The organism is Sulfurimonas sp., from assembly GCF_029027585.1.
In the GTDB taxonomy this organism is placed as follows: domain Bacteria; phylum Campylobacterota; class Campylobacteria; order Campylobacterales; family Sulfurimonadaceae; genus Sulfurimonas.
In genome coordinates this window covers 774,769-797,616 of sequence record NZ_CP093397.1, presented here as the reverse complement: position 1 = coordinate 797,616, position 22,848 = coordinate 774,769, and the positions used below count along the sequence as shown (strand labels likewise).

At 31.6% G+C, this 22,848-nt stretch carries 23 protein-coding genes, 1 tRNA gene and 1 rRNA gene; 12 read left to right on the top strand and 13 right to left on the bottom strand.

Features of this window, described 5'->3' with window-relative positions; all coding sequences use genetic code 11:
- The 11 genes from MOV50_RS04150 to MOV50_RS04100 are packed head-to-tail and all read right to left on the bottom strand — an operon-like array spanning nt 1 to nt 10,730.
- A complete protein-coding gene (locus MOV50_RS04150) occupies nt 1-714 on the bottom strand; it encodes a zinc ribbon domain-containing protein (protein ID WP_321779145.1) in 714 nt (237 codons plus the stop codon).
- Nucleotides 715-738: 24 nt separating this feature from the next.
- On the bottom strand, nt 739-1,461 hold the full coding sequence (locus MOV50_RS04145; RefSeq protein ID WP_321779144.1) for a Nif3-like dinuclear metal center hexameric protein: 723 nt from the start codon (nt 1,459-1,461) through the stop codon (nt 739-741).
- Entirely contained in the window at nt 1,461-4,475 is a 3,015-nt protein-coding gene (locus MOV50_RS04140) for a caspase family protein (protein ID WP_321779143.1), read from the bottom strand. The genes MOV50_RS04145 and MOV50_RS04140 overlap by 1 nt, the downstream gene beginning before the upstream one ends.
- Nucleotides 4,475-5,068: a tetratricopeptide repeat protein gene (locus MOV50_RS04135; RefSeq protein WP_321779142.1), complete on the bottom strand. Its 594-nt coding sequence runs from the start codon at nt 5,066-5,068 to the stop codon at nt 4,475-4,477. Before MOV50_RS04135 ends, MOV50_RS04140 begins: the two co-directional genes overlap by 1 nt.
- Nucleotides 5,069-5,081: 13 nt before the next feature.
- Nucleotides 5,082-5,936 carry a M23 family metallopeptidase gene (locus MOV50_RS04130; protein ID WP_321779141.1) on the bottom strand — a complete coding sequence of 285 codons (855 nt, stop codon included), beginning with the start codon at nt 5,934-5,936 and terminating at the stop codon, nt 5,082-5,084.
- The gene (gene smpB, locus MOV50_RS04125; protein WP_321779140.1) at nt 5,936-6,388 is read right to left on the bottom strand and encodes an SsrA-binding protein SmpB; all 453 of its coding nucleotides are present in this window, start codon (nt 6,386-6,388) and stop codon (nt 5,936-5,938) included. The genes MOV50_RS04130 and smpB overlap by 1 nt, the downstream gene beginning before the upstream one ends.
- 2 nt (nt 6,389-6,390) lie before the next feature.
- Complete coding sequence (locus tag MOV50_RS04120; protein ID WP_321779139.1) at nt 6,391-6,810, bottom strand: hypothetical protein; 420 nt, start codon at nt 6,808-6,810, stop codon at nt 6,391-6,393.
- 47 nt (nt 6,811-6,857) lie between these two features.
- Nucleotides 6,858-7,628 carry a 4-(cytidine 5'-diphospho)-2-C-methyl-D-erythritol kinase gene (locus MOV50_RS04115; RefSeq protein WP_321779138.1) on the bottom strand — a complete coding sequence of 257 codons (771 nt, stop codon included), beginning with the start codon at nt 7,626-7,628 and terminating at the stop codon, nt 6,858-6,860.
- Between the two features lie 8 nt (nt 7,629-7,636).
- Complete coding sequence (gene csrA, locus MOV50_RS04110) at nt 7,637-7,867, bottom strand: carbon storage regulator CsrA (protein ID WP_321779137.1); 231 nt, start codon at nt 7,865-7,867, stop codon at nt 7,637-7,639.
- Nucleotides 7,861-8,685: a tRNA pseudouridine(55) synthase TruB gene (gene truB / locus MOV50_RS04105; RefSeq protein WP_321779136.1), complete on the bottom strand. Its 825-nt coding sequence runs from the start codon at nt 8,683-8,685 to the stop codon at nt 7,861-7,863. Before truB ends, csrA begins: the two co-directional genes overlap by 7 nt.
- On the bottom strand, nt 8,682-10,730 hold the full coding sequence (locus tag MOV50_RS04100) for an ATP-dependent helicase (protein ID WP_321779135.1): 2,049 nt from the start codon (nt 10,728-10,730) through the stop codon (nt 8,682-8,684). The genes truB and MOV50_RS04100 overlap by 4 nt, the downstream gene beginning before the upstream one ends.
- Before the next feature lie 136 nt (nt 10,731-10,866).
- On the opposite strand from MOV50_RS04100, the gene MOV50_RS04095 reads away from it, so the two are divergent.
- Nucleotides 10,867-11,769 (top strand): LysR family transcriptional regulator, encoded by a 903-nt coding sequence (locus MOV50_RS04095; protein WP_321779134.1) that lies wholly within the window; start codon nt 10,867-10,869, stop codon nt 11,767-11,769.
- A 7-nt stretch (nt 11,770-11,776) separates the two neighbouring features.
- Here MOV50_RS04095 and MOV50_RS04090 read toward each other — a convergent pair whose 3' ends face one another.
- Nucleotides 11,777-12,232, bottom strand: coding sequence for a hypothetical protein (locus MOV50_RS04090; RefSeq protein ID WP_321779133.1), 456 nt, complete (start codon nt 12,230-12,232; stop codon nt 11,777-11,779).
- The gene (locus tag MOV50_RS04085) at nt 12,226-12,801 is read right to left on the bottom strand and encodes an aminotransferase class IV (RefSeq protein ID WP_321779132.1); all 576 of its coding nucleotides are present in this window, start codon (nt 12,799-12,801) and stop codon (nt 12,226-12,228) included. Before MOV50_RS04085 ends, MOV50_RS04090 begins: the two co-directional genes overlap by 7 nt.
- Before the next feature lie 83 nt (nt 12,802-12,884).
- Here MOV50_RS04085 and MOV50_RS04080 point away from each other — a divergent pair, with 83 nt between their 5' ends.
- The 11 genes from MOV50_RS04080 (at nt 12,885) to MOV50_RS04030 (ending at nt 22,450) form a co-directional block, all read left to right on the top strand.
- The gene (locus MOV50_RS04080; protein WP_321779131.1) at nt 12,885-13,142 is read left to right on the top strand and encodes a hypothetical protein; all 258 of its coding nucleotides are present in this window, start codon (nt 12,885-12,887) and stop codon (nt 13,140-13,142) included.
- Nucleotides 13,143-13,425: 283 nt separating this feature from the next.
- Nucleotides 13,426-13,647: a 30S ribosomal protein S16 gene (gene rpsP / locus MOV50_RS04075; protein WP_321779130.1), complete on the top strand. Its 222-nt coding sequence runs from the start codon at nt 13,426-13,428 to the stop codon at nt 13,645-13,647.
- A gap of 1 nt (nt 13,648) precedes the next feature.
- Nucleotides 13,649-13,885 (top strand): KH domain-containing protein, encoded by a 237-nt coding sequence (locus tag MOV50_RS04070; RefSeq protein ID WP_321779129.1) that lies wholly within the window; start codon nt 13,649-13,651, stop codon nt 13,883-13,885.
- Nucleotides 13,869-14,411 (top strand): ribosome maturation factor RimM, encoded by a 543-nt coding sequence (gene rimM, locus MOV50_RS04065; protein ID WP_321779128.1) that lies wholly within the window; start codon nt 13,869-13,871, stop codon nt 14,409-14,411. The genes MOV50_RS04070 and rimM overlap by 17 nt, the downstream gene beginning before the upstream one ends.
- The gene (trmD, locus tag MOV50_RS04060; protein ID WP_321779127.1) at nt 14,411-15,130 is read left to right on the top strand and encodes a tRNA (guanosine(37)-N1)-methyltransferase TrmD; all 720 of its coding nucleotides are present in this window, start codon (nt 14,411-14,413) and stop codon (nt 15,128-15,130) included. The genes rimM and trmD overlap by 1 nt, the downstream gene beginning before the upstream one ends.
- The gene (gene rplS, locus MOV50_RS04055) at nt 15,127-15,486 is read left to right on the top strand and encodes a 50S ribosomal protein L19 (protein WP_321779126.1); all 360 of its coding nucleotides are present in this window, start codon (nt 15,127-15,129) and stop codon (nt 15,484-15,486) included. Before trmD ends, rplS begins: the two co-directional genes overlap by 4 nt.
- A gap of 81 nt (nt 15,487-15,567) precedes the next feature.
- Complete coding sequence (locus tag MOV50_RS04050) at nt 15,568-16,680, top strand: M20 family metallopeptidase (RefSeq protein ID WP_321779125.1); 1,113 nt, start codon at nt 15,568-15,570, stop codon at nt 16,678-16,680.
- On the top strand, nt 16,681-17,589 hold the full coding sequence (locus tag MOV50_RS04045; RefSeq protein WP_321779124.1) for an ATP-grasp domain-containing protein: 909 nt from the start codon (nt 16,681-16,683) through the stop codon (nt 17,587-17,589).
- A 15-nt stretch (nt 17,590-17,604) separates the two neighbouring features.
- Nucleotides 17,605-20,199 (top strand): M14 family zinc carboxypeptidase, encoded by a 2,595-nt coding sequence (locus MOV50_RS04040; RefSeq protein WP_321779123.1) that lies wholly within the window; start codon nt 17,605-17,607, stop codon nt 20,197-20,199.
- A 525-nt stretch (nt 20,200-20,724) separates the two neighbouring features.
- Nucleotides 20,725-22,244, top strand: a 16S ribosomal RNA gene (locus tag MOV50_RS04035).
- Nucleotides 22,245-22,374: 130 nt separating this feature from the next.
- A tRNA-Ala gene (locus MOV50_RS04030) sits at nt 22,375-22,450 on the top strand.
- Nucleotides 22,451-22,848: the final 398 nt, after the last annotated feature.

The following is a 22,848-nucleotide window of genomic DNA, read 5'->3' as shown; positions in this document are numbered from 1 at the left end:
TTACTCGTTAGATTCTACCACATGAAGAATACGACCACAGTGTGGACAAGTTGTAATGTCTTCAGCTTTTATAACATCTGCATAAATTTTATCATTAATTGTCATATAACAACCCATACAAGCTTGATCTTCAACTGGTACAACAGTAGTGTTTCTAGCCCAACGACGAATCTTTTGGTAAAAAGTAAGACCTTTTTGGTTTATAGAACCTAAAAGTTTTTCTTTTTGTATAAATACTTTTTGTCTATCTTTATTGATTACTTCTAGTTTTTTATCAACTTCAGATTTTACAGTTTCAAGATTTGCATCTATCTCATCAAGAGAAACTTTTGCAACTTCAACTTGTTCTTTTTTAGACTCAATAATTTTTTCTAGTCTTGCTATCTCTTCGTTTGCAAAAGTTACTTGTTCTTTTGCTATTTCTTCTTCAAGTTGAAGAGATTTCATTTCTCTCTCAGTTTTAACTTCACCACTTTTTCTAGAGTTGTCTTCCAATTTTTGTGAAAGTTCTGCTAAGTGAAGTTCATTTTTATGCTTTTTAAGTTGCTCATCTTTGATTTCATTAGTAAGATTTTCAATATCAGTATCGATACTTTTCTTTTTTGCTAATGCAGCTTCATATTTAGAGTTTGCTTCTTCGATTTGTGGCTCAAATGCATCTATCTCTTTATCTACATGAGAGAGGTCTATTAGTTGTTTAAGATGTTGATTCAATCAATCTCCTTTAGGATTTATACTTTATATGTATGTAAATGGGTTCTTTGATGATGCAATTATAGCTTCTAAACCTAAATTTTTCAAATAAGGATGTAAAATTTGTGAAAAAAAGCGTTCACTTTCAAAATGTCCTATATCAATAAGTGACAAATTAATGCTCTTAGCCTCCATAGCATCGTGGTATTTGACATCTCCTGTTAAAAAACAATCTGCTTTTACATTTTTTATCAAAGAGCATCCAGAGCCTGTTGTTAAAGCTACTTTTTTTAAGCTTTTTGCTCCTTTTACACATTTTGCATGAGGAAGACCAAATACTGATGATATTTTTTTTGCAAATTCATCAAACTCTATATCCACATCAAAGTAAGTAATAAATCCATCTTTATTTGAAATTTTATAGCCTAAAATTTCTTTTACTACATAATCATTTAGATGCGTTATATCAAAATTTGTATGCATCGCAATGTTAGAAATATTTTTTTGTATCATTTTTTGAATGAGATTTGCTGGGTATTTATTAAATTCTAGTTGTTTTAATCCACCAAAAATAATAGGATGATGCGTTATTAAAAGAGTGTCGTTGTCCATAGAGTCAATAAGTTCTTCATCAACATCTATGCTTAAAACTATTTTTTTTACTTCTTGATTAAAATCTCCAAGTAATAAACCTGAGTTATCCCAGCTTTCTTGTAGTTCAAACGGAGAGAGTTCATCTAAAAACGAGTATATTTGTGAAATTTTCATTACCTAACTCCAATAGCAAAGTCAGGAACAGACCTAGGCATAATAGTAGTTGGTTTTTGCTTACCATTAGTGAGTTTTTTAACTCTAGTGGTAATATATAAATCTATCTCTTTTATAGTTACTGTTCCATCATTATCATAATCAGCTTTCATTTTATCAAGTCCATCTATAAAACTCTTTGTAAAAGCACCATGTCCCCACTCTTTTTTTTCATAAGAGTATCCACTTCCTGTTGTAGCTGTCATGATAATACTACCACTACCAGAATTAATGATACTCTTAATAGCGCTTGTTATATCTCTTCTAGTTCCTGTAATGTTTCCACTATGACAAGTATCTGCAAGAAGTATAACTTTAGATGGAAGGTTACTTATTGTGTCTTCTATCTCTATCCATTTAACTGCTGTTCTTCTTAGTTTATCTAAGTTTGCATCATGACTTAAAAAGTAGTAAGAACCTTTTTCATCATTTACTCCATGCCCTGCTATAAAGATAATAACAACATCTTTACTTGTTGCCTCTTTATCTATCCAGTCTAGACCATCAAGTATATTATCACTATGAGCTTGTTTGTTTATAAGAGTTTTAACTACAACTTTTTTATATATCTTACCTTCTTGTTTTTTAAACATTTTAGCCATAGCTTTTGCATCTTTATCTGCAACACCTAAGTTATACTCAGGATTTTTATATTTACTTACCCCAATACTTAACATATATAGAGTTGGTTTATATATATTTTTAGTTTTTGAGGTTTTTGTTGCATAGACTAGAACTTCATCACTCATAGCAAATTTATTTCTTGCTTTTATGCTTATGATATTTTCTCCACTATCTAACTCTATTGTTATACTTTTATAGTTATTACTTTGTTTTCTTTTTATTCCTCTTTTACTTAGGCGTTCACCATTATGTAAGATTATGATATCTTTTATTGGTTTGTCACTATCCACACTAAACTTAATGGTTATAGCTTTTTTATTAGTTCTTATATTTGAGTTAGAAAGTAGACTTATAACAGGAGGAAGAGATTCTTGTATATTTATAGTTTTAACTTTTTTAGTTCTACTTGCGTAAGCGATAGCTTTTTTTTCACTACCAGTTTGAATAGCAAGAGAGATTATATCTGGACGATATAGAGTATTAAAGTATTTATCACTTCCTACATATCTTGCTTCTTTATTTGCTCCCTGATTTATATGATAACCTACATATTTATCTCCACCTACTGAGGAGTTAAAGTAACCACTTTTTGTCCATGCTACCCATTCGTTATCTTTGCTTACGAAGATATTTAGGATTGGTTCTAGGATTTTAGTTTTTGCTATTAGTTTCTTAGCATTATTATTATCATTATTTTCTATAAGTTTGTTGTAGAATCTTCTTACATCTCTCTCGTTTTGGAGTTTATAGTTTGGGTAGTTTTTTGATATCCATTTGTGCCATTTAGTGCTAAACCAAGATAACTTTACTAAAGAACCTTTCATCTCATCTAGTTTACTTAAATCCCATAGTTTTATTGTTTGATCTCCACTTCCACTTACTAGTCTATCTCCATCAATAGATATAGACCAAACTGTACTTGTGTGACCTACGAGAGTTGCTACATTTTCACCCTGCTTATTATAAACTCGTAAGTCGCCATTATTTCCACCACTTATGATATAATCTTTATACCAACCATAGCATCTATGTCTAAAACCATTTGTTGAGTTCTTTGTTATAGTTTTTTTTATTTTGCCATTTTTTCTTATTTGTAAAGTTCCACCGTTATAGCCATAATCGCCACCTTTAATATGTTTTAAAGAGTAGCTTCCATTTGTCGTTATATTTCTTTTAAAGTTTCTCGTATCTTTTGATATTTTAAAATTTTTTAGATTTATTGATTTTGTAAATGTAGACATTTTATTTGTTTTTGATATATCAGGTTTTGTTCCCCAAGCAATTTTATTGCCTTTTAAACCAACACTCCAAACTCTTTGTCCAACGCCAGATATTTTTCTTTTTACTTTTCGTGTCTTTATATCCCAAATGTATATTTCACTGTTGTTTCCCCCAGCACTTACAGCAGTTTTGTTGTTTAAAAATGCTACTGCTATAGTTGTATTGTTGTGTTTTTTAAATGAGCTTACTGTGGTGTAATTATTACTCGCGTCATATACTCTTACCACTCTTGGTGATTTACCTGTGCCTGTAATGAGAAATTTACCATCCTTGCTATAAGCGAGTCCTACAGGTTTATTAGTGCTTTTTATAACTTTAATTAGTTCTAAATCAAAATCATATATATATATAGCTTTAGCTTTTCCAGTAAATGCAATATGTCCACCGTTAGCGTTCGTCGTAGCGATATATTTAAGTCTTTTATCAATAGAAATACTATTTATAATTTCTTGCTCCTGTATATCATACAGAGCTATTTTATAATCATATCCTGATGTTATTGCAAAATAAGAACTGCCATTTTTTATAATTTTTACACCTTTTACTGCATCTTTGTGAAAAGTGATTGTATCTTTTAGTGAAAAATTATTTGAAACATCCCAAATTTTTGCTGTGTCATCATCTGAGCCTGATATAAGCAGTTCTCCATCACTTGAAAAGCCCAAATCAAAAACAACACTTTCGTGTGACTTTAATATTTTTATGATTTTACCTGTTTGATAGTCATATATTCTTATTTGTCCATGTTTAAGGTTTGAAGAAGCGTGAGTGTTGTCAAAGTAACCACCAACGGCAAGATACTTATCATAAGGGCTTAGTGCCATTGCAAATATCATACCTTCAGAACCACTTCCTATTTGCCCTAAAATCTTTCTTTTTTCTACTCCAGACACAGCATCCCAGACCCGTATAGTTTTATCATCACTTGCAGTTATGATTTCACTTTCATCTCTAGAAATAATAATGTCTTTTATAAGACCTGTGTGACCTTTTGTATCAAGTTTTAAAATAGCTCCAGTTTGTGAAAATAAGTTTACCCATACAATGATTAAGAATATAATCTTTTTCATTATAATTTTTCTAACTCTTCTTTTGCTTGAGTAAATTCAGGATTAATTTCTAATGCTTTTTCATACATTGCTTTTGCTTCTTCTAAGTGTTTCATCTCAGAAAAAAGATTTCCAAAGTTATAGTAAGTTATTGCATTCTTATCGTCTATCTCTAAAGAAGCGTGTAGATGTAATTTTGCTGATGTGAATTCCCCATTATCTTTGTAGATGCTAGCCATTGAGTTATGAATAAATTCATTTTCTTTATCTACTTCAAGAGCTTTTTTATAATAGTTTAACGCTTCATCATTATCATTTGTTTGATGAAGAATATAGCCCATTTTAAATAAAATCTCTGAATCATGTGGTTTTTTAGAATCGGCTTCATTAAGAAGTGCTAAGGCTCTTTGAAAATCTTTTTCCTCAAAAGCCTCGTCAGCTTTTTGTACTAAAGCTTCTGGGTCAAAAGGTGAGAAAGCATTTGCACTTTTTGTTTCATCTTGAGTATAATTTTCTCCTTCACCTTCTGGGTCTTGAAGTGTTTGTATATGTTCATAAATTTTAAATGCAAAAAAAGCTGAGGCTCCAAGCATTAGAAGTTGAAATACTGACATTGTTTATCCTTGATTAAAATAGATTTTTATTTATTAACTTTATAAGTTGAAGTGGGTCAACCTGCTCTCCACCAACTCTTGCACTAAAATGTAGATGAGGTCCTGTTACTCTTCCGCTAACTCCAGAAAGTCCAATTACTTCTCCTTTTTTTACAAAAGCACCTTTTTTTATGCTAAATTTACTCATATGATAATAGCAAGTGTAGATGCCATGCCCATGATCAATTATAACGCTTCCACCTGAATAAAACCTATCTTTTACTAAAACGATTTTTCCAGAATTACTAGCAATTATGGGAGTTCCTATCTTTGCTCTATAGTCTGTTCCGCTATGATAACCTTTTAAAGTGTTATTATAAACTCTAGCTTTTCCAAATGAGCTTGTTATTTTACTCTGCATCGGAGTGATAAATTTTGAAGAAATATAACTTTTATTTGTTGCGTGATTATAAATACTCATTGCTTCTTTATACTCTATTGAAGCTCTTTTTTTATCTTTTTTATTTAGAGTTACTTTAGATTTTTGTACTTTTATATTTTCTTTTTTATATTGCCCATCTATGACTTTAAAAAAAAAAGTTTTAGTTTTTATGTTTCCGTTTTCTTCATAAAAAACCTTAGCTTTTAAATTTGTGGGTTTTTTATAGTAGTTTATTGGGATTAAAGAATATAGTTTTTTTGCATCTGAGGGATGTTGGTAGATTTTATAATTCTTTTTGGCTAAAACAACTTTAGTATATTGTATGTTTTTTTCTTTTTTAAACTCTAAAACTGTGGTCTTTCCATTTGCTATCTCAGAGGTGTATATATCTATGTTAAAAGGAAAAAGTGTAGATGCTAAAAGTAATAAAAGAAAAAAATATCTCATTAGTAATCCTTCATCGCCCTAGCTATATCCCGTTTCATATCTTTAGCTTTTAAGTCTTGTCTTTTGTCGTGAAGCTGTTTGCCTTTTGCGATGGCAATTTGGATTTTCACAAGATTTCTCGCATTAAAGTATAACTGAAGAGGAACTATGGTGTAACCATCTTTTTCAACTGCAGTTTTCATCTTTTGTAGCTGTTTTTTATGTAAAAGCAGTTTCCTGCTACCTCTTTCTTCATGAGTATAGTAATGATGTGTAGTTTCAAGTCTTCCAATATGAGCATTAAATAAAAATGCTTCACCTTGAACAAAACGAATAAAACTATCTTTGAGATTTACTCTATTTGCTCGAATACCTTTTACTTCACTTCCTTGAAGTACTAAACCAGCTTCAAATTTTTCTTCTAAAAAGTAGTCAAAGTAGGCTTTTTTATTTTTTGCTACTGTTTCACCCATGTTTAGTCACGAACTATGTTATGACAGCGAAAACAAGCATGTTCTATATATGTATATGCTCTTTGAGATTCTTCTCTTCTGATTTGTCCAGATTGGCCATATTTATTGTCTATTGCATCTCTGATGATTTGAACATTATGAGCGATGATTTGTGCACTCATTACAGCTTCTTTAGCCTTGTTTTTTTTATCTTTTGGAAGCATTTTTGCAAAGTTGTCTTTGTTTCCAAGAAGTTCCTCTGCATGTTTAGCAAATTTATCAATGGCTTCTTTTACCCCTTGCTTATCACTTGAAATAAAACCTTGTTGAACATCTCTTAGTTCAGCATTTAAAAGTAACATATTTGATTTTAAGTCGTATGCAGACAAAGAGCTAAGGGAGATAGTTAGAGCAACTAAACTAGTGATTATTATTTTTTTCATTTTTTACCTACTGTTTATAAATTTTATATTTTATTGTAGCGTAATTTTTAGCTTAGTAACTTAAAAAAGCTACTTCCGCTTCCACTGAAAAAATATCCCTGTTTGTAGTGATTTTTTAATTCTTTATATTCTTCAAGAGCAGGTTTAAACAGGTCGTTTGCTTCATCTGCTTTTATCTCATTTAAGACATATAATGAGCTCATGTTTTTTAATTTTTCTATTTCAGTGGCATCTATCGGGGCATAAAAGTTTTCTCTATAACTTTTGTAAACTTTTGGAGTACTGATTTCTACTTTTGGAGTAAAAATTTCAAAATCAAGTATATCTTCTTTATATTGCTCTACTATCTCGCCGATTCCACTAACATTTGCACTTTCATATCCGTAGATAAAAAATGCTACATCAGCTCCAACTTTTGAACCAATAGATGCTAATTCATTTTGGCTAAGTCCTAGATGTAAAACTTCATTACACATGTGAAGGTAAGTAGCAGCGTCACTACTTCCTCCTCCCAAACCAGCAAAAGCAGGAATTTTTTTTTCAACTTTAATGGCGTAGCTTTGCATTAGTTTTTCTAAAGAGTCAGACTTTATGCTTTCTTTTAGGGCTTTGTAGGCTTTATATATGGTGTTTTGCTCTACTGTACAAGAAAAATCTCCAATTATCTCAAAGTCGATTGTAGTTTTTTTTCTAAAAGAGAGTTCATCATAAAGAGAATTTACCTTCATAAATCTTGAGATGATTTCATGGTAATCACCTCTCATTCCTGTTATTTTTAGAAAGATATTGACTTTAGCAAAAGCTTTGTAGATTTTCATAATATGTTTTATTTTTTAATAATTTTACTAAGTAAACTTAAATCATTTTGATTGGGTTTTTTAGATGCTGCAATATTTGAGTCTTTCACATCTTCTAAAAGTTCATTTCTAACTATGGAAATATCTCTTGGAGCATCTATGCCAAGTTTTACTACACCTTTGTCAATAGAGATGATTTTTATGGATATATTGTCGCCAATGCTGATGGATTCATCTAACTTTCTTGCTAATACTAACATACGCTTACCTTGTTTAGTTCATATTTTACTATGTTATTTTGAATGTTTATGATTGAGATATTATCACCATTATCTATCCAATAATATCCATCTTTTTTTATATCTAAATCATCTAAAGCAAGAACTCTTCCATATTTCAAATTATCACTATTTCCTAGATAAAAATTTTGTTTAATGTTAAGAGATTTTTTTATATCAAGAGCTTTTTCTCCATCGTAAGTAAATTGTCCTTCATTAAGTCTTTGTAAAGCACTAAGACTTCCATACTCAACGCCTAGTTTTTTAGCGATAATAAGCCCGAGTGAGCGGATATAAGTACCTTCTGAAACAGTTGTTTGGAAAGTTACAAAAGGGTGTGAATAGTTGATGAGTTTACTTTCATAGATGCTAGAGTTAATCTTGTTAAGTGTAAACTTTTTACCTGCTCTTGCTAAGTCATAAGCTCTTTGTCCCTCTATGCGTTTTGCACTAAAAATAGGAGGTTCGTATATCAAATCACCTTTTAAAGACTCTACAACTTCTTGTATTTTTGCATGATTAAATTCTTTAAGTATTTCAACATGTTCTATCCTCTCTGTATCAAGAGAGTCACTTTTTGCTCCTAACCATAAAGTAGCTCTATATTTTTTTGGTGTTTTATTTAAAAATCTGAAAAGTTTTGTATGAGAGCCAAAGCCAACTATAAGTACACCTTTTGCAAAAGGGTCCAGAGTTCCTGTAAATCCAGCTTTTTTTGTTTTGTATTTTCTTTTTAGGCTTGATAAAAAATGATTAGAACTTATCCCTGTTGGTTTATTTGCAACAAAGAGTCGGTTCATAAGCGCTCAACAAAAGAGGCTAAAATGTCCCTTGAAGTACCTGCGAAGTTTATATTTAGTTTAAACTCTCTTCCGCTTTTACTGATGCCAATAACTCTTCCCGTGCCAAAAATTTTGTGACGAATTAAATCACCTTTTTTAAAGGCTGTGTTTTTTTCAACTTTTAAAGAGCCTTCACAAAGACCAGCTTCATTAAAAAATCTACTTTTTTCTAAATCACTTCTTCTACCTTTGTAAAATCTACTAGATGCATGAGAAAGAGTTAAAGTTGTTTTTGCTCTAGTAAAGGACACATAACCCAAGCGTCTTTCTTCTTCTAAGTCACTGCCATCTCCAACTAGAGGTAAAAAGCCTTCTTCAAGTCCAATGATAAAAATATGCTCAAACTCTAAACCTTTTGAAGCGTGAATACTCATCATATAGATGCTTCTGCCTTCCACTTGGTCTTGTTCACTTTGAAGTGTAAGTTCATTTAAAAACTCGTCAAGACCAGACTCTGGAGATTTTTTTACAAAGTCACGAAACAAGCCATAAAATTCGTCCATATTTAAGATTCTATCTGCCTCATCAGCCATTCCAGCATAGATATCTTTTAAGTGAAATGTTTCTTCTAGTGCATCTATAAACTCATAGGTTGATTCTATTGCAACTTTTGATACTTTTTGAAGGTTTTTTATAAAAGTTTTTAGAGTTTTTGCATTTTTCTTTCTGACTAAAACTTCTAAATCAGTGACAGATGTTTTTTTAACATACTCATAGATAGAACTTTCATTTGCATGAGCCGCTAACTCAATTTTATCTATACTTGCTTTTCCTAAACCTCTTTTTGGTTTGTTTACAACTCTTTTAAATGAAAAATCATCATGGAAATTGGTTATAACTCTAATGTAGCTTATAAGGTCTTTAATCTCTGCTCTATCATAAAATCTGAGTCCACCAACTAGCTTATAAGAGATGCCAGAGCGATTTAAACCATCTTCAATAGAACGACTTAATACATTTACACGATATAAAATAGCTATATCATTTGCATTAACTCCAGAATCTAAAAGTTTAGTAATTTTAGTTGCAATTTTTCTTGATTCTTCATTTTCATCGTGAGAGTTTAAAACAGTAACATCTTCTCCCGCTCCACAAGTAGGTATGAGTTTCTTTCCTAAACGAGAACGATTGTGTTCTATGAGAGCATTCGCAACTTTTAAGATAGGTTCACGAGAACGATAATTTTCTTCAAGTTTAAAAGTATTTGTACCAGCAAAATCTTGGTCAAATTCCATAATATTTCGTATATGCGCTCCACGCCAACCATAGATGCTTTGGTCATCATCTCCAACAACACAAAGATTATTATGAGAGCAACATAATTTTTGTAAAAGTTTTAGTTGTAGCTCATTTGTATCTTGATACTCATCTATCATAATGTAACGATATTTTTGAGATGTTTTTTGAGCTAAGTCAGGATTTTGTTCTAAAAGTTTGTATGTTAGAGCAATCAAATCATCAAAATCTACTAAATTATTTTCTAATAAATATGCTTCATATGCTTCATAAACTTTTGCAATTTGTTGATAGTTGTAAAGTTCTGCTTGTTTGTACGCATCATCTGGAGTTAAAAGAGAGTTTTTATATCTTGAAATTTCACTAGCTATTAAAGGTGTCGGTATTTCTGAATTTATTTTTTTAATTATTCGTTTTTTATCATCTGTATCAATCACAACAAAGTTATTTTCTCTTTTTAAAAGATGAATATTAAACTTTAAAAACAAAAGTCCAAATTTATGAAAAGTACAAAGAAGTGGAGGTGAAGAAACATTACTAATCATAGACAATGCTCTATCTCGCATCTCCTTAGCAGCCTTGTTTGTAAAAGTAAGAGTTAGAGTATTAGATGCAGGAATACCAAGCACCTCAATGAGATAAGCTAAACGAGAAACGATGGTAGTTGTTTTTCCACTACCCGCTCCTGCTAAAATTAGAACAGGACCTTCTGAGTGTTTTACGGCTTTAGTTTGAGATTCGTTAAGTTTGTTAAATATTTTTTCCATTGTCTGCCAACTATTTGTATTATTTATGGTCTATAGCTTAATTATAGCCAAATTGTTATAAATTATAACAATACTATTGCATTAATTATAATTTTGAGTTATAATTTTTATATTATATGAACTTATAGGAATTATTATGTTAAAAGATTTTGCGAAATTACAAACCTTCTTGATGGTTATTAAAGAAAAGAGTTTTTCTAAGGCATCTGCAAAGTTAGGTATTTCACAACCCGCGGTTACTCAGCAGATAAAATTTATTGAAGATTATTTAGATACAAGAATAGTTGAGAGAAAAAAGAATGGTATTTTACTAACTAAAGAGGGTGAAGACCTGTATAGAATAGCAGTTAAACTTGAAAAAGCAATATCTAGTAGTGAAAAAGAACTTTTAAAAATTATAAATAAAGAATTCACTTTTATTATGGGAAGTTCAAATGCAATAGGAAACTATATACTTCCAAATTATTTAGGTGAGATTAAAAAAAGACTTGATAATGAAGTTTATATACAAATAGGACTTTCAGAGGATGTTATAGGACAGCTTGAAGATAAAAAAATTGATCTTGCTTTAATAGAATCTCCAGTTTTTAAAGATGGAATAATATTTAGAGAATGGGTTGAAGATGAGTTAGTTATTTTTTCAAATCAACCACTTAAAAAGCAACTAACAGCAGATGATTTACTTGACTTTGATTGGATTTGTCGTAACGAAGAATCACATACAAGAAAACTAACAGCTGAAGTATTTGAAGAGATAGGTGTTCAGTGTGCTAACTTTAATGTTCTTGCTGTATTAGCATCTCCAACTGCTATAAAAGAGTCTATTTTACATGCAGATAAAAACTCTTCAAGACCGTTGGTTTCTGTAATGTCACGACATGTAATTCAAAGTGATATACAAGATGGAAGACTTTATGAGGCCAGAATTAAAAACTTTAAATTACAAAGACATTTTTATATAGCATATTTAAAAGAGAGAAAACATGACGCTTTTGTTGATAATGTAGTTCATTATCTACTCTCTATAAATAAGGTTTAAAACTCTTTTATTTAACAAACTTAGAGTTTTCTGGGTTTGATAAAAAAGAAGCCATAGAGTTTTGAACTCCTTTTGGACTTGACTCTACCTTCTCTTGAGCTAAAGCCTTATGAGTTGCTAGATTTATAAGTAGCGGTGTTTCATCAACGATGATTTGTAAAACACTCAAAAGAGGAACGCTTACTATACTTCCAAAATTATCAGTTCCAAAACCAGCTTCAAAGATTAGATGCCCATCTTGAATATTTGCACTCTCAAAAGTATAACCTGCTAAAAAAAACAGAGTTAAAGGTCTAAATTCATCTGCTATATTTTTAGGTAATTTAGGTTCGAAATAAACATCTTCGATATTACAAAGAATTCCAAAATTTTGCTCTTTTTGAAAAAAATGAATTATTAGTTCTTCTATATGTTTTTTCATTAATTTTGAAAAATCTATATCGTCTATGGCATTGTCTAACAAATAATATCCTTTAAATTATATTTTTGTATTATATCAAAATCTATCATAGCATTAAGAAGAGCAAGCTTTGTATAATCTTTCAAATCATCAACTTTTATATTTGTTTCTTGTAGTCTTCCTTCATCTAAAAGCCTTTGTCTTGTTGTTCCATTTAAAAGAGGTTTTGATGGAGTAAACCAGATGCCATCTTTAAATAAAGCGATATTCGCGATGCTTGTGTCACAAACAAGATTATTTTTAACTATAAGTATATCGTCACAGTTTTGTTTTTTTTCAAAAAGTTCATTTATGACTTCTCTGGAAGTTGATTTATGAAAATATTCTATTTTATTGTCATATATTAATTTAAGAGATTTGATTTGTTTTTTTATGTAGAGCGTATAAGAAATATCTACTATATTTTCATTATAAATCAAACGACATTTGTAGATGCCATCAGATGGAGGTTTTAAATATTCACATAAATTATGAAAAGTATAGATGCCAAATGATTTTAAAACACTTTCATATCTCTTTTGATGATATCCTAGATGCAATAATCTTCCATCAACTGATTTTATAGTTTCCAAAAAAGTGTTTTTAATGAGAATTTCCTTTTTTAAAAGTTTAGCTTTATATTTTTTATTGTATCGTATTTTCTCAAAGGAGAATAATGTCAGTATATATAAGTGATGGAAAAAAACTCATAGATATTGAGTATGATGATATACCAACAATAAATGATATGGTTGATGGTATGAGAGTTCTCTCAACTGACAAAAGAGCCGAAGATGAAAATGCTTTGTTTATGCTCGAATCAGATGGAAATATATGTTGTTATGTTTTAGATGAAATATTTATAGTTGGTAAGGTTGATGGTTTTGAAAATTTGGTAGATGCCATTAAGGCTTGGAACAATAATGAGATATAAAATGTTATGGACTAATACATAAACTTTACATTTGAAAAATACTTAGCTATAATTCCGCTATCGTTTTGGCTCTCAAAATAATCCCTCTGTGATTGTGAGCTGTACATAACGCCAAATTAGGCGGTAAGAGGCACAATAAAATTACATAATTATTTTTATTCTGCAAAAATACCACCAAACATTTATTAATATTTCGAGAGAAATACCTTTAGTGCCATAGCGGCTAGCGTAGATATCTGAGTTTTACTCAAATATCGTTCAAATAATATATTTAGGAAGACAAATGACAGTAATTAGACTTACTCGTATGGGAAGAAAAAAACAACCATTTTATCGTATCGCGGTAACAGATAGCCGTAAGCGTAGAGACGGTGGTTGGATTGAACTTATTGGACACTATAATCCAATGACAAAAGTATTAGTTGTAGATAACGAGAGAGTTGACTATTGGTTAAGTGTTGGTGCTCAAATGAGTAACAGAGTTAAAAAGATAACTGGTCGCTAAGATGATTAGTGAATTTGTCGCACAATTTGCAAAACTTATAGCAACTTATCCAGATGACATAAAAGTGCAAATTAAACAAAGCGATGAAGTAACTCAAATAGTTCTTTTTGCTAATCAAGCCGATGTTGGTAAACTGATTGGTAAAGAGGGCAAAATGATTGGTGCGATAAAAACTGTTATCTCTGGTTGTAAAGCAAAAGATGGCGTAAGTTACAGAATAAATGTCGAGCCAAATTAAAGAAGTAAGACTTCATATCGCAACTATTGGCAAAACTGTCGGTATAAAAGGCGATATGAAATTTCATATCAAATGTGATTTTCCCGAACAATTTCAAAATAATTCCACATTTTTGACAAATAAAAATACTACAATAACTTTAAGCGAAGTAAACCATAACAAAGCTCAGGTGAAAATTGCAGGTGTTTTTAGTGTTGAAGATGCTAAACAATACACAAATCTAAAACTCTATACAACAAGAGAAGAAACAAGAAAAAATTGCCACTTAGAAAAAGGTGAGTTTTTTTGGTTTGATTTAGAGGATTGTGAAATTTATGAAGATGGTAAATGTATAGGAAAAGTTGATGATGTGGAGCGTATAGCAGTTACAAATTATCTAAATGTTTTTACAAGTGATGAGTTGATAAAAAAAGGCTTACCAAAGAAATTTTTAATCCCTTTTCATAAACCATTTATTTTAAATACAGATATTGATAAAAAAATCATCACGACAGATGGTGCATTGGATATTTTAGAAGCTTCATAATGAAATTTACTTTTGTAACCTTATTTAAAAATCTTGTTAATGGATATTTTTCTGATTCTATACTAAGTAGAGCAATAGAGAAAAATATTATAAATATTGAGTATCTAAATCCAAGAGATTTTAGTGATAATAAACATTTTAAAGTTGATGACACAGCAGTTGGTGGTGGAGCAGGTATGGTTATGAACCCACAACCTCTTTATGATTGTTTAGATTCTTTAAAAAAGAGTGATGAAGATACACATATAATCTTTTTAACCCCAGTTGCAAAGCAATTTACTCAGCGCGATGCAAAAAGATTAGCAAAAAAATCCCATATAGCTTTTGTGAGTGGAAGATATGAAGGGATTGATGAGAGAGTTCTTGAAGAGTATTGTGATGAGGTTTTTTCTATCGGAGATTACATACTTACGGGGGGAGAACTTCCATCTTTAGTTATATGTGATTCAATCTCGAGAAATGTTGCTGGAGTTTTGGGAAATAGTGATTCTTTAAGTGTTGAGAGCTTTGAAACGCCACTTTTAGAAGCACCTTCTTTCTCAAAACCGCAAAATTATAAAAACAATAGTGTCCCTAAAGAATATTTAAAGGGAAATCATAGTAAAATCCGCTCACTAAAATTAGCTCTGTCTGAATGTAAAACTAAGTTTTTCAGACCTGAGCAGTTATTAAAGCATAAAATTGCTTCTAAAATGACAAATAAAGGAACTCAAAGATGAGAAATAAATATATAGAAAACTTTGAAAAAGCACAAGTAGCTGAGAAAACACTTCCCCAATTTCGTGCTGGTGATACTGTTCGTTTGGCAGTAACTATTAAAGAGGGTGATAAATCTCGTGTGCAAAGCTACGAAGGCGTTTGTATTGCAAAAAGAGGTCAAGGTACTGGAAAAACTATAACAGTGCGTAAAATTGGTGCTAATGGTATTGGAATTGAAAGAATTTTCCCAATCTACTCTGATTCAATCAATGAGATAAAAGTTATTCGTCGCGGTCGTGTTCGTCGTGCTAAACTATTTTATCTTCGTGATCTTGCAGGTAAAAAAGCTCGTATTAAAGAACTTAGAAGAAAATAATCTTCTAAGTTTCAACTCTCTTTCTACATAAAATCTAAACTCTTTACAATTTTTAAATAAACATATAGTACAATCTATTATATGAACTACTTAAATGATTTAAAAACAATAATCAATATGAATTCTTATACAAAAAATAAAACTGGTGTGGATAAAGTTGGTGAAATATTTGATGAATGGTTTAAAGATTTAGGTTTTGAACTAAATATTCACAATAGAGGTTCCATAGGTAATCATAGACATTATATTTCTGCCTGCGATAAAAACTCAAAAAAATTACTTCTTCTTGGGCATTTAGACACCGTATTTCCTCCAAATAAATTTGAAGATTATTCTGAAGATAAAGAGTGGATTTATGGACCAGGAGTTTGTGATATGAAAGGTGGAAATATTGTAGTTCTTCAGGCTCTTCGCAATTTAAATAAAAAAAAAATAGATATAAAAAATATAGATGTTTTATTTGTAAGCGATGAAGAAACAGGAAGTGATGATTCAAAATATTTAACAGCAACATTGGCTAAAAAATACGATTATTGTTTTGTATATGAAGCAGCAGGTAAAAATATGGAAGTAGTAACTGCTAGAAAAGGTGTTGGAACTTTTTTTATTGATATACAAGGCAAAGCTGCTCACGCTGGAAATCATTATATAGATGGGCATGATGCAAATTTAGAAGCCACTTATAAACTTCAAAACTTAGTAAAACTTACTAATTTAGAAAAAGGAACAACGGTAAATGTTGGTAAGATAGAAGGAGGCATAGGAGCAAATACTATTTCTCCTCATGCAAATTTAGTTTTTGAGCTAAGATATAAACTTTTAGATGAAAAACAAAGAGTTTTAAAAGAGATTGATAAAATAGTTCAAACATCATTTGTAAAAGGAACTATATCTACTCTAAGTGGTGGCATTCAAAGAGATGTAATGCAAACATCACAAGAATCTTTGGAGTTAATAAAAAACATAAAAAACATTACAAATACTACACTTAAACATGAAGAGAGGGGTGGAGTAAGTGATGCAAATATTGTAAGTTCATGTGGAGTTATTACTCTTGATGGTTTTGGACCATTTGGCGATGGTGATCATACTCTAAAAGAGAGAGCAAATAAAAAAAGTTTTGAATCTAGGATATCCTTAAGTGAAAAGCTTTTTATCTATTTTATAAAAAATTCAGATTTTAAAGGGGCATAGATGAGTAATAGAAAAATTGGAATGTGGCTTTATAGTAATGGTGGTGGTGATAAAATCACTAAAAAAATTGTAAAAAAGTTAAAAGATAGAGATATAGATACTATCGGTGATATTAACTTAAGACATGCAATCGCTAAAAATGGACATATTTTACATAATGATATAAAACTAGATAAACTTAATCTTTTTTTCTCTTATAATGCTGGTGAACAAACGCAGTATCAAATGTATTTATACCAAGCTTTAAACCGGGTCATTTCTACTATTAACTCTTACGATTCTTTCGCGTTAACTGAGGATAAATTTCATACTTCATTTATTTTGAGAAAGGCAGGAATTCAAACAGCAGATTATAAATTATGCCATAGAGATGATGGACATCACTTAAAAAAAATTATCAAAAAATGGGATAAAATGGTTTATAAACCTACTGATGGTTGGGGTGGAGTAGGTTTGACAAAAATAGAAAGTGAAGCAAACTTAGATATGTTAATGCCTTTTTTAAATCAAATGGATTTAAGATATTTTTATGTAGAAAAATTTATAAAATATGATAATACTGATTTTAGAGTTGATATTGTAGATGGTAAATTTGTATCTTGTTATGGTAGAAAAGCAAATGGAACTGACTGGCGAACAAATGTAACTGCTGGTGGTTCTGTATTTATGAGAGAAGCAAATGAAGAGATTAAAAATATAGCTATAAAAGCTTGTGCGGCATGTGATGTAGATATTGGTGGAGTTGATATAATATATGATTTGGAAAAAGAAGAGTATATAGTTTTAGAAGTAAATGGCATACCAGCATTTGCAACACCAGAACAAGAAAAAATGGGCTTAGATTTTAATAATAAAAAAATAGATTTAATAGTAGATTTAATAGATAAAAAAACAAAGAAAAATAAATAATTTTAGGATAACAATTTGAGAGAACAATATAGTTCATATGATGAGTGTGTAGCATTTTTTAAGGATGCACAAAAAAATAATCCAAACCTTTTTCAAGTTCGAACAATTGGTACAACATGGGAAGACCGAGAGATAATAGCTGTGAGTGTTACAAAAAATGTTGATAATCATTTAGATAAACCAGCACTTTTTTTTACGGGAACTGTTCATGCAAGAGAATGGATAGGAATAGAGTTAAGTATAAGTTTTGCTAAATATATAATAGAACATATTGATTATGACCCACAACTAAATGAAATTCTTGATAGAGCAACTTTATATATGGTTCCTTGTGCAAATCCAGATGGATTTGAGTATTCAAGAAATCATTTTTCATTTTGGAGAAAGAATAGAAGAAAAAATGCTGATGGTAGTTTTGGAGTTGATTTAAATAGAAATTTTTCTGTAGGTTTTACACCAAATAAAGATACGAGTTCAAATGTCTATTCTGGACCATCTGCCTTTAGTGAACCTGAAACAACAGCACTTAGAGATTTTGTAATAGAGCATAAGAATATTACTATAGCTCTAGATTATCATTCTCAAGGAAATGTATTCTTTCCTGCACACAACTTTATACACGAAGATGCTATTGATGCTATTGATTTAAATCTTTTAGCAGGTAATATGGCAGAAGAGATTAGAAAAAGGTCTGGTCGTGAATATGGCATTCATATGGGAAAACCTCCAGTTCATCTTATTTCTGGAAGTGGTAGAGAGTTTTATTATTCGCAAGGTGCTCTTAGTCTTGTTGTTGAAGTCGGAACAAGAAACATTAGTGATTATAAAGAACATATGAGTGAAAATATTGATGAAAATCTTCCTGCATTAATGATAGCCTTGTCTGAAGCAAAAAATTATAAAAAAGAAAATGCTCTGCCTAGAGTTGAAAATTTTGTTGCAAGTGAAATTACTTTTAAAGAAGTAGAACTTAGTTGGGATTATGCAGATGATGAAACTGTTTACTTTGAAATATATCGTTCAAAAAAACAAAAAGGTTTTTCTCAAGTGTCAAATAGGATTGGTACAACAAAGTTAAAAACATTTATTGATAAAAATTTGAAATCTTCAAGAAATTATTATTATTATGTAAGAGCAGTTTGTAAAGCAAAATTTATCAAATCTCCATATGCTCAAATTTTAGGTGTTAGAACACAACCAGCAGAAAATATGTTTTCAAAAATTTTATATCCATTAGCAGACAAAGTCGGCTATGTTGGAGAAAAAACAAAAAAAAATACAGATCATTATGGAAATAACTCTATGTTTGTTGGAGTGTCTGAGAGTAAGGGTGAATGTTTTGGAGTTTGTGGATTTTCACTCTCTAGCATACCCAAAAATGCCATCATAACTAGTGCATCTATCTCTTTTTATCCGATGAATAGAGTTTCTGTACAGGTAGAGAGTTTTGGGGAGTGGAGAGTAGGACAGATAGATGAGCGAACAATTGATAATATAAGTAGCTTTGATGAGATAAAAAATGTTAAGTCATTAAGTTATATAGATAGACCAACAGGTTCTGCACAGTTGTCACAAGGCATCTGGAGAACATATACATTTGCATCGCAAGAATTAAGAGTTTTGCAAAAATCTCTTTTACGCTCAGAGGCTCTTTTTAGGTTTGATGGTCCATCTACTCTTCCAATCGATCGTGCTTCTCAGTTAATGCAGTGGGATATAGGGTATGGTAAATTTAGTGGAGGTCTTACTTACAGACCAAAACTAGACATATCTTATACTGTTGATGAAGCTAAAATTGAACTAAAATCATCAAGAGAGTTTACAGCTATTAATGACAAAATATTAGAAAGTAAATTGTTAGCAGGTTATGATGAAAATTGTTTTAAAAAGTATGCTTGCTTAGAGTTTGATTTATCTCAATGGCCTGAAATGGATAATACAATAATATCAAGTGCATATTTAGAAATTGAAGCAATTAAAATAGACTCTAAAAATACTCTGCGTTTTCACATAGAGATGATTGTTCCAAGTGATGGTGTAAATACATATGAGAAAATTCAAAAAAGAGAAATTATTGAGAGAATAGGTTACGATGTAAGTGTTTTAGATGTTAAATCTGAACCAATTCAACGATTTGTCTTTGATACATATGCAATTAATGAAATGGCGGAGAATGTTTCTAAAAATGCAAAAGCATATTTTGTTATCTCTGCTACATCTCAAGTATTTTTGAAAAACCAAGATGTAAAATTTATGGATACTAAAAGAGTTAAAAGACCTTCATTGGTGATTAAGTATATTAAAAAAAGAAGAAATCCTCCGCAACAGGTAGAAAATTTAACTTATTCAATTGAAAGTAATATAATAAAATTAAAATGGGATTTACCAAATGATGATGGGTATAAAGGTGCTATTGTTGTGAAAAACCCTTTTAAAGTACCTTGTACTGCTTATGATGGGCAGAAATTATATGGCGGAATGGATGATTATACATATGATAATTTTGGAGATAAAGATATGCATAAATATTATGCAGTTTTCTCTTATGATGATGTTCCAAACTTCTCTGAGCCTGTTTTTATAGAGATAAATTCTAAGGAAAAAAGTTAATTTTCAATTAACTTTTTCCAAATCCCAAAACAATTTCGAAACATTAAGAACAGACTAAGCAACACTTGTCTATAATTCCCGTCCACAAACACAGACACCTAAAGTTTAGGAGTCAAGAGCCATAAGAGGTTCAGAGATGTTTGAGATCATTGAAAACTAAGCAAGTAATAGACTTAATAATAACTATTAAGTTGGAAATGTTACTTAGAAATAACTAATATAACAACAACCGTCTATTCTATTAGTTACCAGATATAACTTAGGTTATGTTTGGTTCCCAAATAGTAATAGATACTATACAAAAAGTCGTAACTAATACTTTAAGCAGTAGTTAGTTTAGACTATAAAACAATCAAAGCCAATGAATTTTAATTCTTGGGCAAAAGATCAGTAATACTTAGCAATAAGTACTTTACATGATAAAAGTTTCTAAACTCCAAACATCAATTCTCAAACTACTTGTTAGTTTGTAGCTTTAGTGCAAGGAATTGAAACGGGACTTGTTCCGTTTCAAGGAAACAGATAATTATGGAGAGTTTGATCCTGGCTCAGAGTGAACGCTGGCGGCGTGCTTAACACATGCAAGTCGAACGGTAACAGAACTAGCTTGCTAGTTGCTGACGAGTGGCGCACGGGTGAGTAATATATAGTTAATCTGCCTCGAAGATTGGGATAGCCATTGGAAACGATGATTAATACCAAATAGTCCTTCTCTACATAAGTAGAGTTGGTAAACGTTTTTTCGCTTCGAGATGAGACTATATCCCATCAGTTAGTTGGTAGTGTAAGAGACTACCAAGGCAATGACGGGTAGCGGGTTTGAGAGGATGATCCGCCACACTGGTACTGAGACACGGACCAGACTCCTACGGGAGGCAGCAGTGAGGAATATTGCACAATGGGGGAAACCCTGATGCAGCAACGCCGCGTGGAGGATGACGCATTTCGGTGTGTAAACTCCTTTTATATGTCAAGAAAATGACGGTAGCATATGAATAAGCACCGGCTAACTCCGTGCCAGCAGCCGCGGTAATACGGAGGGTGCAAGCGTTACTCGGAATCACTGGGCGTAAAGGACGCGTAGGCGGGTTGGTAAGTCAGATGTGAAATCCTACAGCTTAACTGTAGAACTGCATTTGAAACTACTAACCTAGAGTATGGGAGGGGGAGATGGAATTAGTGGTGTAGGGGTAAAATCCGTAGATATCACTAGGAATACCGAAAGCGAAGGCGATCTCCTGGAACATTACTGACGCTAAGGCGTGAAAGCGTGGGGAGCAAACGGGATTAGATACCCCGGTAGTCCACGCCCTAAACGATGAACACTAGTCGTCGGGATGCTTGTCATCTCGGTGATGCACTTAACAGATTAAGTGTTCCGCCTGGGGAGTACGGTCGCAAGATTAAAACTCAAAGGAATAGACGGGGACCCGCACAAGTGGTGGAGCATGTGGTTTAATTCGAAGATACGCGAAGAACCTTACCTAGCCTTGACATTGATTGAACTCAGTAGAGATACAGAGGTGCCCTTCGGGGAGCATGAAAACAGGTGCTGCACGGCTGTCGTCAGCTCGTGTCGTGAGATGTTGGGTTAAGTCCCGCAACGAGCGCAACCCTCGTCTTTAGTTGCCAGCAGGTTAAGCTGGGCACTCTAAAGAGACTGCCTTCGCAAGGAGGAGGAAGGTGAGGACGACGTCAAGTCATCATGGCCCTTACGGCTAGGGCTACACACGTGCTACAATGGGGCGTACAGAGAGTTGCGATACCGCGAGGTGGAGCTAATCTCTTAAAGCGTCTCTCAGTTCGGATTGGAGTCTGCAACTCGACTCCATGAAGCTGGAATCACTAGTAATCGTAGATCAGCAATGCTACGGTGAATACGTTCCCGGGTCTTGTACTCACCGCCCGTCACACCATGGGAGTTGATTTCACCCGAAATTGGGAAGCTAACCTTCGGGAGGCTACCACTTACGGTGGAATTAGCGACTGGGGTGAAGTCGTAACAAGGTAACCGTAGGAGAACCTGCGGTTGGATCACCTCCTTTCTAGAGTAAAGAGTAAACATTCATTTGTTTATCTTACAAAGAAAATCTCACGAGAGATATGTTGTTATTAATGTTTATTACTTGCTTAGTTTTCAGTGATTTATGGAATTTACTATTATTACATAAAAGTGGGGGATTAGCTCAGCTGGGAGAGCGTCTGCCTTGCACGTAGAAGGTCAACAGTTCGATCCTGTTATTCTCCACCATTTTTGGAAATTCATACTACAAGAAGCTTAATAAAAGAACTAAAGAAATTTAGCTTTTTTATTAGACTTCTATTTATATTAGTCTTGTTCATTAAATTATAATTGTTAAAGTCAACATATAATAATAAGAAACGAATCGTATATTAAATTATAAGATAAGTCAATTATTAATTATAAACTAAATAACTACAATAAACAAATTACTAACTTGATTATTTGTTGAATATATATTTAGCTTTAGTGACCACAGCGGTCCAAGCGAAATTAAGGAACTTGTACCACAAGGGCATAAGCATTTCTTAATGGGAATATAAATGATACATTAACCAAGGTAGTGAACGCAAATTAGAATAACAAAGAGTAAGAGTTAAATCTTATTCAAACATTTTAATATTAAT

What these genes read in the sequence shown, in the direction of transcription:
- truB (WP_321779136.1), bottom strand. Translation starts at nt 8,685, where the DNA reads ATGAACCGACTCTTTGTTGCAAATAAACCAACAGGGATAAGTTCTAAT.
- MOV50_RS04135 (WP_321779142.1), bottom strand. Translation starts at nt 5,068, where the DNA reads ATGTCAGTATTTCAACTTCTAATGCTTGGAGCCTCAGCTTTTTTTGCA.
- MOV50_RS04100 (WP_321779135.1), bottom strand. Translation starts at nt 10,730, where the DNA reads ATGGAAAAAATATTTAACAAACTTAACGAATCTCAAACTAAAGCCGTA.
- MOV50_RS04045 (WP_321779124.1), top strand. Translation starts at nt 16,681, where the DNA reads ATGAGTAATAGAAAAATTGGAATGTGGCTTTATAGTAATGGTGGTGGT.
- rimM (WP_321779128.1), top strand. Translation starts at nt 13,869, where the DNA reads ATGTCGAGCCAAATTAAAGAAGTAAGACTTCATATCGCAACTATTGGC.
- MOV50_RS04120 (WP_321779139.1), bottom strand. Translation starts at nt 6,810, where the DNA reads ATGAAAAAAATAATAATCACTAGTTTAGTTGCTCTAACTATCTCCCTT.
- rpsP (WP_321779130.1), top strand. Translation starts at nt 13,426, where the DNA reads ATGACAGTAATTAGACTTACTCGTATGGGAAGAAAAAAACAACCATTT.
- csrA (WP_321779137.1), bottom strand. Translation starts at nt 7,867, where the DNA reads ATGTTAGTATTAGCAAGAAAGTTAGATGAATCCATCAGCATTGGCGAC.
- MOV50_RS04050 (WP_321779125.1), top strand. Translation starts at nt 15,568, where the DNA reads ATGAACTACTTAAATGATTTAAAAACAATAATCAATATGAATTCTTAT.
- MOV50_RS04145 (WP_321779144.1), bottom strand. Translation starts at nt 1,461, where the DNA reads ATGAAAATTTCACAAATATACTCGTTTTTAGATGAACTCTCTCCGTTT.
- MOV50_RS04070 (WP_321779129.1), top strand. Translation starts at nt 13,649, where the DNA reads ATGATTAGTGAATTTGTCGCACAATTTGCAAAACTTATAGCAACTTAT.
- MOV50_RS04130 (WP_321779141.1), bottom strand. Translation starts at nt 5,936, where the DNA reads ATGAGATATTTTTTTCTTTTATTACTTTTAGCATCTACACTTTTTCCT.
- trmD (WP_321779127.1), top strand. Translation starts at nt 14,411, where the DNA reads ATGAAATTTACTTTTGTAACCTTATTTAAAAATCTTGTTAATGGATAT.
- MOV50_RS04095 (WP_321779134.1), top strand. Translation starts at nt 10,867, where the DNA reads ATGTTAAAAGATTTTGCGAAATTACAAACCTTCTTGATGGTTATTAAA.
- MOV50_RS04140 (WP_321779143.1), bottom strand. Translation starts at nt 4,475, where the DNA reads ATGAAAAAGATTATATTCTTAATCATTGTATGGGTAAACTTATTTTCA.
- smpB (WP_321779140.1), bottom strand. Translation starts at nt 6,388, where the DNA reads ATGGGTGAAACAGTAGCAAAAAATAAAAAAGCCTACTTTGACTACTTT.
- rplS (WP_321779126.1), top strand. Translation starts at nt 15,127, where the DNA reads ATGAGAAATAAATATATAGAAAACTTTGAAAAAGCACAAGTAGCTGAG.
- MOV50_RS04080 (WP_321779131.1), top strand. Translation starts at nt 12,885, where the DNA reads ATGTCAGTATATATAAGTGATGGAAAAAAACTCATAGATATTGAGTAT.
- MOV50_RS04115 (WP_321779138.1), bottom strand. Translation starts at nt 7,628, where the DNA reads ATGAAAATCTACAAAGCTTTTGCTAAAGTCAATATCTTTCTAAAAATA.